The sequence below is a fragment of the Rahnella perminowiae genome (genome assembly GCF_019049755.1).
GTDB lineage: Bacteria > Pseudomonadota > Gammaproteobacteria > Enterobacterales > Enterobacteriaceae > Rahnella > Rahnella perminowiae.
The window spans coordinates 1-8,945 of the sequence record NZ_JAFMOS010000427.1; the positions used below are offsets into that span (position 1 = coordinate 1).

The following is an 8,945-nucleotide window of genomic DNA, read 5'->3' on the forward strand; positions in this document are numbered from 1 at the left end:
ATTCCCTATAACACGATTGAGCCTAATAAAAATCAGATAAATCAAGCGTTTCGCTTTAAAATATCTGCTTATTATTTATACAACTCAACACTGGCACGGGTCAGACTTGAATCCCCCGGGGTATCCGCACCAATCACACGGTAGTGGCTCGCCCCTTTGTCGCTGGCAATCTGGTTCAGCTGGTCGTGCAAACTGCCCGGGATGGTGCTAGGCGCACTGACGGACACCATGCCCAGTGACTGATAAGTACCGCTTTGCGCCTGCATTTCTGAAATAGGCGTCGCAGCCAGGGCAGAAAATGAAGCAACAGTAATAGCAACAGCTGTAATTGCAGGTAACAGTTTCATATTGCGCACCTTTCTTTCGTTAGTTTCGTTAATTAATGGGGGCGGAAGTAATCCGTTGAATTAATTATCGCCGAAGCAATGAAAGCGGACGTAATACAATGTAAAGAACTTAAACCATTGTGGTAAAAATAAGGAGAGTATGAAAACAAACATTTCTGCTAGCGTAAGCGCTGGAGAATCAACGATATTTAATGGAGAAAGTATGGAGGAATTTCAAAGTTATTTATAGTTCGCACAACTTTCGCACAAATCGACGCCAGCATGCAATCACTGTTATGATTATTTTGTATGAATTCTCTGTTGCAGTGACCGGCTGTCCTGTCAGGGTTACAGAGTTCGGTTTCCCGCGCGTGCGGAGAACCTTTGCATAATGATAAAAGGGAGTATTTATGGCGGGTGGTAGTCTTCTGGCCTTAATCGATGACATCGCATCGATTCTTGATGATGTAGCGGCGATGAGCAAAGTCGCTGCGAAAAAAACAGCCAGCGTGCTGGGCGATGATTTGGCGCTGAATGCACAACAGGTGACGGGAGTAAAAGCCGATCGGGAATTACCGATCGTCTGGGCGGTAGCCAAAGGCTCAATGATCAACAAAGCCATTCTGGTTCCGCTGGCCTTACTGATCAGTGCCTTTATCCCCTGGGCCATTACCCCGCTGCTGATGATTGGCGGCGCTTATTTATGTTATGAGGGTTTCGAAAAAATCGCCCATAAACTCATGCCGGGCGAGCATCCTGCTGAAGAAAAACCGGCCACCGCTGAAATAAAAAATGAAGCGGATGCTAAAAAGCATGAAAAAGATAAGGTCAAAGGCGCTGTGCGCACCGACTTTATTCTTTCAGCTGAAATCATCGTGATTTCGCTCGGTATTGTCTCATCAGCGCCGTTCCTTAATCAGATCACCGTGATGGTGCTGATTGCGGTGATAATGACTATCGGTGTCTACGGGCTGGTCGGCGCGATTGTCAAAATCGACGACGCCGGTTTGTATCTGAGTAAACTCTCCGGCGAAAACAGCATGATGAAGGGTGTGCGCGCCTTTGGTCGCAGCATCGTAAATCTCGCTCCCTGGCTGATGAAGGCACTGTCGGTGGTGGGGACTGTTGCAATGTTCCTGGTCGGCGGCAGCATCATCAGCCACGGCCTGCCGTTTATGCACAGCCTGATTGAACCCCTGACGCACGGCCACGAAAGCTGGGTGAATACACTGATTACCGGTGCCACTGATTTAGTCGTCGGTCTGATTGTCGGCGCGGCCGTGCTGGCGCTGGTGATGATTGGGCAGAAAATGTTCGGCAAGAAATCATAATACAGACGCTGTGCGCCCTTCCCTCTGTGAAAGGGCGCCTCTTAGGCTTTTATCTTCAGTGCTTCGATGCCACCAGCATCATGATATCACTGGTGAACGTACCGTCAGGCTGGATCTCAAAATGTTGTACCACCTCATCCGACATGACTTTTTGCAGTTCGCGGATAGCAACGGCGAAATGTTCCGGCGTACGCATACGGGCAATCCAACTGGTGAACTCCAGCGGCAGACGATTTGTCGTGACCTCACGGGCAATCAGCCCGGCTTCAGCCACCATATTCAGCCATTCACCTGGTGAATAATTGCAAACATGCGAGGTGTCGCGCAGCACTTCGACGGTTTGCAGATAAATATCCAGCAACGGGTGTCCCGGTGACACCACATCCATCATGATAAATTTACCGCCCGGCTTCAGCACGCGTGCCACTTCACGCAGCGCCTGCCCGACATCATGCCAGTGGTGCGCGGAATAGCGGCTGATGATCACCTCAGCGCTATGATCCTCGAAAGGCAGCGATTCCGCCATGCCCTGTTGCACAGTGATATTGGTCAGTTGCTTATCCCGGGCAGCCTGCATGACCACATCCAGCATCTGCGCCGACAAATCGTAAGCAATCACATTTTTAACCACGCCTGCGGCAACAAAGCTGGCGTGCCCTGCGCCGCACCCCAGATCAATGACCTGCGCTTCCTTATAGGGTGCCAGCAAGGCAGCGAGACGTTGTAAATCCGCGCCCTGCGAATGAACCGCACTGGTCAGGTAATCCTGTGCCTGTGAGCCAAACTGCTTATCAACAGCCTCATTGTGAGTATTTTTGGTATTCATCATTGCTCCTGTCTGTCTTGTTTTTGTAATAAGAAACTGGGTTTCTCATGTTTCAAAATCACTATAGGCAGAGTTCTATACGAGAACAATATGAGCATTTATACTGGTATCAGTTACTTCCTGTTTAAGAGAATGTCATGACTGATAATGCAGAGTCGCTCAGCGGGCCGAAAGCGCTGGGCACGTTTTTACGTACTCACCGCGAACGTGTCACGCCTGAAATGGTCGGGCTTCCCGGTTCCTCCCGCCGCAGAACCAGCGGTTTGCGCCGCGAAGAACTGGCGCAAATCAGCGGGATCAGTGCAACGTGGTATACGTGGATTGAGCAGGGCCGCGATGTGTCCATTTCCGCTGCGACACTCGACAGACTGGCAAAAGCGCTGCGCATGGAGTCTGCCGCGCGCGAGTATTTATTCAGTCTGGCATCGGTGAAAGATCCCCGGGTGTTGCCCTCTTCCGGCGCGCCGGACGCCGGCCTTAAAGATTGCGTCAGTCAACTCACCTGCCCCGGTTATCTGCTCGACAGTGCCTGGAATGTGCTGGCATGGAATCCCCAGGCAGGAGCGTTGTTCGGTGGCTGGCTGGGAGTGGATGAACACCCTAATCTGCTGGAGTTCATGTTCCTGCATCCGCTGGCTCGCCGGCTGGTCACAAACTGGCCGGAACGCGCCAAACGGGTGGTGGCGGAGTTTCGCGCCGAAACCAGTCATTACGCCCATTCGGAAGCCGTCCGCCAGTCGGTGATCAACCTGCGTGAGCGCAGCCACGAGTTCAACCAGTGGTGGTCGCAGCAGGAAGTGCTGGCGCGTGAGGGAGGTGAACGGCGTTTCCATCACCCGCTTCAGGGTGAAATCTGTTACCGGCAACAGACCTTTTTCCCGGCCGGATATGCAGAATGTAAACTGGTGATACTGGTACCCGAAACGTAAAAAACCACAGCGGGCAGCCTGCTGTTTTTTCTCGGTTAATGGTCATTTTCACCAATTGACATACAGATGCCGGATATGTGAGGCTGACTTTTTTGGTTTGCTAAATAATTGGTTTCCCCAATGACAGGTTAACGCCCATGATGACACGCCAGATTTATCAGGATGAAGAATTCGAAATTCGTGTAGCGACTGAACTTGAGGCCGTCACGCATTTTGCGGCAGTTAAAGCGTCTGTAAAGGATATCGGCGCATGGGAGTCCTGGTGTACCGATAAATATTCGCTTGAAGACAGCCGGAAATACCTGGCCGACAGCGAGCAGAAACGCCATCGCGGCACAGAATTCAATTTTTGTATCTTTGAGCGTTCAGGCGGTAATCTGATTGGCAGCGTGGGCATCAACCGCATCACGCCCGAGTACAAATTCGCCAATCTCGGTTACTGGATCCGTACCGGTTATACCGGCCACGGGCTGGCGACGCTGGCAGCCAGATCGGCGGCACGCTTTGCGTTTACTGAGCTGGAGCTGACCCGTCTGGAAATCGTGGTGATGGAGGGCAACGAACGCAGCCGCCGGGTAGCGGAAAAAACGGGCGCGATATCAGAAGGCCTGCACCGTAACCGGCTTTATTATCATGGTCAGCCATGTGATGCCTGGATGTATTCTCTGATCCCGGGCGATCTCTGAGGCTGACCTCACAAAAAGATAAGGCAACAAAACATGACTTTTTCTACCCATACCGTATCTACCGACTGGCTGGCGAAGAATCTGAACTCACCGGACGTGGTCATTATCGATTGTCGTAAATCCAAACCGGGCATTACACCGCCCATCGATTTCCACGCAAAATATCTCGAAACGCATATTCCCAACGCGATTTATGTGGAAGTCGACAGCATTTCTGATTGCAGTACCGGCCTGCCACACATGATGCCGACAGCGGAAGAATTCGCTGCGTCAATGAGCCGTTTAGGCGTGGCCGATACGCAAACCATCGTACTGTATGACGAAGGCGATCTCTTCTCCGCGCCGCGTGTGTGGTGGATGCTGACCAGTTTCGGTGCCAAAAGCGTACGCGTGCTGGATGGGGGTCTGAATGCATGGATTGCCGAAGGTAAGCCGACACAAAGCGGCGAGCACACCCGCGTACCCACGACGTTTAATGCCAGGCTGGTGCGTCCGGTGGTGGTCAGTGCTGATCAGGTGAAAGACGCGATCGGCAAGGTGCAGATTATCGACGCCCGTTCGCTGGCACGCTTTAAAGCCGAGGCGCCGGAACCGCGGCCAGGGCTGCACGGCGGGCATATTCCCGGCAGCCTGAGTGTGCCGTTTACCGAACTGACGCAGGACGGACACCTGAAATCGCCATCAGATCTGAAGGCGACGTTTGAACGTCTGGGCGTCAATCTGGATAAACCGGTCATCACCAGTTGCGGTTCAGGTGTTACAGCCGCCGCCCTGGCATTCGGACTGGATTCGCTGGGCGTTAAAGATGTGCTGTTATATGACGGTTCGTGGGCTGAATGGGGGGACATTAACGAAGATTTCCCGATCGAAACGCACTGATCCTGTGATGCAGGAAAACGACAACCGGGCACCGCGCCCGGTTTTTTTATGCCGTTTTTGACAACTCAGGCATCAGCTCACTGACGCCGAGCGCCAGAGCTAACGCTTTCATCTGGCTGATCACCTGGTAGGCCTGTCGTGGAACTTCGGTGAATTTTTCAATAAGTAAGGGTTTACTGACCGGCTCATCCACAATGTCGTGCAACGCCTGCCGTAAAATCGCCAGATCCTCCGAAGAAGTTTGTGCACAGGTGATCATCGGTAAACCGGGCACAGCGGCGGTTTGTCCGATCACCTCCAGCCCGGTGAGGGAACGGGACCCGGTACGCCGCAGGAGTTCCAGCGTCACGCAGTCAATCGCGGCAAGATCGGCAAGATTTTGCTGAACGTAATGAAGCGATTCGCGGTGCCCCCCGGTGGCGGTGGCCTGTGAGAAAAACCTTCCGTCTTTGGCCAGCGGCGCGACCAGTGCGCGCAGGCTGTTATAACCTGACTGGGAATCGGTACTGTTAAACGCCAGCCGCCGGTGGCGAAAGTCAGCCAGATGTAATCCGGCATCCTCCTCACGCGCCAGTAAAAAACTGCGATAACGGAAACCGTCGCAGCCGGGGGCATGGTAACTGAATGTGCCCACCAGCTGAACCTGGGGCAAACTTTCCATCAGCGGAAAACCGCAGGTCTGGCTGAGCAACAAATCCGGTGCCTGCCAGTGGCTGAATAAATCCTGCGGCCAGTTCAGCGCATCCGGTGTTGAAGCGAGGCCGAGTTGCCGGAGTTTTTGGCGTAACACGTCGGCGAACGCTTCCACATCAGCGGGAGAAATCGCATACATCGGCAAAGACATCAGCATCATCTGCCCACTCCGTCAGGGGGTATCCTGCTGATAATCATAGTCGCTGAGCACAGGTTGCGCCGGAGATTTCCCGGCGGCAAAAGGATGAGCTTCAACATCTACAGGTATCTGCGTGTGATCGCGGAACCACTGGCGGTAACCATGCACGACGAAACCCTCGCTGCGCTGAATATACGCCTCACGGTCAGCGACGTAGACCTGTCGCAGCGCATACCACGGCACGCCGGGTAAATCGTGATGTACCAGATGATAATTCAGATTCAGAAACAGCAGACGCCACACAAAACCGGCTTCATTGAGCGTCGATCGGGCCTGCGGCAAATGCTCTGCGCGATGTTCAAAGAAAGATCGGACTTTGGTCAGGCTCAGGGCGGGATAACTTACTGCCAGAATAAAATACAGCGGCGATAACCCGCGTTGCGCCATCACGCTGAACAGGGCTACCAGCAATACGCCATGCATCAGCCACATACTCACCGTACGCCACTCGCCACGCAATACGGCCATCAGCGCGCCGGTCAGCGCACTCACAATATCTGACAGCGGGCCAATGAACATTCTTCCCGGCAAGGTATTGCGCAAACGGACAACAGTTTTCATCGCGGGTGACAGATTTTCCCAGGTTGTACGGCTGAAATAATAAGCTTCAGGATCGTCGCCGGGCAGCGTCAGATGTTCATTGCGGTGATGTTGCAGATGCGTATCCCGATACAGGCCATAGGGATACCAGACCGCCAGCGGCAGCATGCCAAATAACTGATTCAGCCAGGGTTTGCGGGTAGGATGACCGTGGATGAGTTCATGTTGCAGTGACATATACCAGGTAGTGAACCAGATAAGCAGCGGTGTTCCGAGCCATGGACCGAGACCATGCCAGAAAAAAACGCTAGCGAACCAGCCGCTGTAGACTGAGACAATCAGCAACCAGGTGGGGATTTCCAGCCTCCACCAGTAATGGCGTGAGCGGAGAGTAATTTCGGCCCGCTGACGGGCGCTGAGGTAAAACGAAGAAGACGTCATAATGTGCCAGAGTCAGAAAGCCTGACACATTATCGGACAATGGATTGATGCCGCTAACTAACTTAAATCACTATCTATTGCCAGTTAGCGGCTAACAAACTCAGCCCTGCATATCTTTTTGCAATGCCTGGGTAAACTGTTCCATCGGACAGAAACCCTGCTTGTCGGTGGTACATCCTTCGATGTGCAACGTCACACGTTCCGGAGGATTTTTGAGGCTCAGCGCCACATTATTGCGGATCTGGCGGGCAGTCGGATAAACATATTCAATTTTCATCAAATCCTTATCCGCTTTTTTGTCGTGCCAGCGCTGGAAGACCACCGTGCCGCTGATAGGCGTACGTTCATACTGCCCCGGTAACTGGTAATCCTGCGTTTTCAGTGCAGCCAGCAGGGAAGCGATATTCGAATCATGCCCGACCAGCACCGCCAGTTTTGCCTGTTGGGCGGCCTTCTGATCAGCGGTTGACGCCAGCTTCGGATCAAGCACACCGGCGATAAAGGTCAGCAACGGTTTAGCTGCGTTGGCCGCAATCGCTGGCGATCCGAACAGTGTTTCGTGATATAAATTTTTGATAGTTTCCAGCTTCGTCCATTGGTCTGGTGTATCAACTTTCCCCCAGGCAATATCCTTCATCGGGAAACCTTCGTAATACTGCAACATGAAGGCATCGGTTGCCCCGGTCGCCATTCGTAGCGGGCCGGTAATGCCCGGTTCCTTGCCCTGGGTCAGCACCACGTCTGACGGCTGCGAAGCCAGATCGCACTGTTTTTTCTCTTTGCAGATTTTACTGTTTTTATAATCGAGGATGCTTTCCAGCAACTGATAGTTCGGCTTGAGACGCTGATTCAGCCCTGCCAGTCCGCCCTCGCCTGCGTGCTGATTAATCGAGTTCAGGGCGCTGGTTTTGAAAGTATCATTCACTTCTGCGGTAATGATCGGGTTAAAAACGGGATCCATTTTGCCGATCTCTACGCGATTCAGCACCGGGACATCGCAGCCGGGGAAAGCCCCGCCGGTAAAGTGTTTCGCTGTATCAATGGTGCGCGGCAAACTGTTAGCGTAGGTAAAGACTTGCGTATTTTCAGGGCATCCGGCGGCAGGCAGCAGTTTGTCCTGCGCCAGCCAGGCACGGAAATAATGCCCCATATGTTCGGAAACCTGACCACCTTTTGGTGTCAGCAAACCGCCTTCGGTTTTCCACACCGGCCAGGCGTGCGTTGTCGATTCGGCAAGCACATCACCATAATTGACCAGCGGCGCACGGATACCGTGGCGGCTGAGCACCAGCACCTGTTGCAGTTCTAAATTATCGGACTGGGCAGCCTGAGCGACAGGCAAAGTGAGAGGTAAAACGCAGGCAAGTGCAGACAACGCAAAATAACGGGATGCTTTTTTCACGAGTGATCCTCTTGATGAAGTGTTTTGTAGATTCCCTGAAAACAAAAAACGCCGCAGAAGCCAACAGATTGATTCCTGCGGTGAATTTTCAGCATAGTGGAATATTCATCAAAAGTGGGGGATCAGGTTCACAACCTGTATCCGGGCTTTGTTCAGTCACAAAGAAAGCGGATCAGAACTGATAACGCAGCCACGCAAAGAACACATTGCCGTTATTGTAAGTTCCCGGAATATATGTCGCCTGGAAGGTGAGTTTGTTATAACCGATGGAAGCCAGCGGTAAAACGATCGGAATCGGGATATATTTATAGTCGTCACGAGCTGTGACCGCTGCGGTATACCCCAGCCCTAAGCGGAAGTTCTTATCTTCTGCAGGTGTCCATATTTTTTCCCAACCGTAACCCCCGATGGGTTCCCATTTATTATGGGAGTCTTTAAACGCCATTAAATAAATGCCATTCCAGTTACCCTTTTCATCGTACCGGGAAATACCATAACCTCCGCCCCACGGACGTTCGTTATATTTATCGGTTTTCTCTTTATCGTAGGTCAGGCGGTTATGCCAGGTAATAACCGGTAAATACAGATCCTGCGAATCAGAATCATTCCACGTCGTCGAAACCTTGTCTTTAAAATCTGACCATATTCCGGGAAAGATAGACTCTTTCTGTGATGGCTTCGGATCATCCGTGG

The 8,945-nt window shown here is 52.4% G+C and carries 10 protein-coding genes; 4 read left to right on the forward strand and 6 right to left on the reverse strand.

Annotation, left to right across the window (positions count from 1 at the left end):
• Window positions 1-71 precede the first annotated feature (71 nt).
• Window positions 72-347: a YdgH/BhsA/McbA family protein gene (locus tag J1785_RS06600; protein ID WP_129952880.1), complete on the reverse strand. Its 276-nt coding sequence runs from the start codon at window positions 345-347 to the stop codon at window positions 72-74.
• A 389-nt stretch (window positions 348-736) separates the two neighbouring features.
• Here J1785_RS06600 and J1785_RS06605 point away from each other — a divergent pair, with 389 nt between their 5' ends.
• Window positions 737-1,657, forward strand: a complete 921-nt coding sequence (locus J1785_RS06605) for a DUF808 domain-containing protein (protein WP_217139385.1) — start codon at window positions 737-739, stop codon at window positions 1,655-1,657.
• Window positions 1,658-1,712: 55 nt separating this feature from the next.
• Here the strand turns inward: J1785_RS06605 and J1785_RS06610 are convergent, their stop codons facing one another.
• Window positions 1,713-2,483 (reverse strand): class I SAM-dependent methyltransferase, encoded by a 771-nt coding sequence (locus tag J1785_RS06610; RefSeq protein ID WP_217219075.1) that lies wholly within the window; start codon window positions 2,481-2,483, stop codon window positions 1,713-1,715.
• A gap of 137 nt (window positions 2,484-2,620) precedes the next feature.
• On the opposite strand from J1785_RS06610, the gene J1785_RS06615 reads away from it, so the two are divergent.
• The 3 genes from J1785_RS06615 (at window position 2,621) to sseA (ending at window position 4,977) form a co-directional block, all read left to right on the forward strand.
• Complete coding sequence (locus J1785_RS06615) at window positions 2,621-3,412, forward strand: helix-turn-helix transcriptional regulator (RefSeq protein WP_129992106.1); 792 nt, start codon at window positions 2,621-2,623, stop codon at window positions 3,410-3,412.
• Between the two features lie 137 nt (window positions 3,413-3,549).
• A complete protein-coding gene (locus J1785_RS06620; RefSeq protein ID WP_129952883.1) occupies window positions 3,550-4,098 on the forward strand; it encodes a GNAT family N-acetyltransferase in 549 nt (182 codons plus the stop codon).
• Window positions 4,099-4,131: 33 nt separating this feature from the next.
• On the forward strand, window positions 4,132-4,977 hold the full coding sequence (gene sseA, locus J1785_RS06625; protein ID WP_129952884.1) for a 3-mercaptopyruvate sulfurtransferase: 846 nt from the start codon (window positions 4,132-4,134) through the stop codon (window positions 4,975-4,977).
• 46 nt (window positions 4,978-5,023) lie between these two features.
• On the opposite strand, the gene J1785_RS06630 is transcribed toward sseA, so the two are convergent.
• From J1785_RS06630 to pagP, 4 genes are all read right to left on the reverse strand, one after another.
• Window positions 5,024-5,830, reverse strand: coding sequence for a phosphate/phosphite/phosphonate ABC transporter substrate-binding protein (locus tag J1785_RS06630; protein ID WP_129952885.1), 807 nt, complete (start codon window positions 5,828-5,830; stop codon window positions 5,024-5,026).
• A 12-nt stretch (window positions 5,831-5,842) separates the two neighbouring features.
• Window positions 5,843-6,850, reverse strand: a complete 1,008-nt coding sequence (locus J1785_RS06635; protein WP_129952886.1) for a fatty acid desaturase — start codon at window positions 6,848-6,850, stop codon at window positions 5,843-5,845.
• Between the two features lie 100 nt (window positions 6,851-6,950).
• Window positions 6,951-8,252 carry a bifunctional glucose-1-phosphatase/inositol phosphatase gene (gene agp, locus J1785_RS06640; RefSeq protein WP_217139386.1) on the reverse strand — a complete coding sequence of 434 codons (1,302 nt, stop codon included), beginning with the start codon at window positions 8,250-8,252 and terminating at the stop codon, window positions 6,951-6,953.
• A gap of 172 nt (window positions 8,253-8,424) precedes the next feature.
• Window positions 8,425-8,945: lipid IV(A) palmitoyltransferase PagP (gene pagP / locus J1785_RS06645; RefSeq protein ID WP_238483112.1), on the reverse strand; the 521-nt coding region annotated here is incomplete at its 5' end.

What these genes read in the sequence shown, in the direction of transcription:
- J1785_RS06610 (WP_217219075.1), bottom strand. Translation starts at nt 2,483, where the DNA reads ATGAATACCAAAAATACTCACAATGAGGCTGTTGATAAGCAGTTTGGC.
- J1785_RS06620 (WP_129952883.1), top strand. Translation starts at nt 3,550, where the DNA reads ATGATGACACGCCAGATTTATCAGGATGAAGAATTCGAAATTCGTGTA.
- J1785_RS06635 (WP_129952886.1), bottom strand. Translation starts at nt 6,850, where the DNA reads ATGACGTCTTCTTCGTTTTACCTCAGCGCCCGTCAGCGGGCCGAAATT.
- J1785_RS06605 (WP_217139385.1), top strand. Translation starts at nt 737, where the DNA reads ATGGCGGGTGGTAGTCTTCTGGCCTTAATCGATGACATCGCATCGATT.
- J1785_RS06630 (WP_129952885.1), bottom strand. Translation starts at nt 5,830, where the DNA reads ATGATGCTGATGTCTTTGCCGATGTATGCGATTTCTCCCGCTGATGTG.
- J1785_RS06600 (WP_129952880.1), bottom strand. Translation starts at nt 347, where the DNA reads ATGAAACTGTTACCTGCAATTACAGCTGTTGCTATTACTGTTGCTTCA.
- J1785_RS06615 (WP_129992106.1), top strand. Translation starts at nt 2,621, where the DNA reads ATGACTGATAATGCAGAGTCGCTCAGCGGGCCGAAAGCGCTGGGCACG.
- sseA (WP_129952884.1), top strand. Translation starts at nt 4,132, where the DNA reads ATGACTTTTTCTACCCATACCGTATCTACCGACTGGCTGGCGAAGAAT.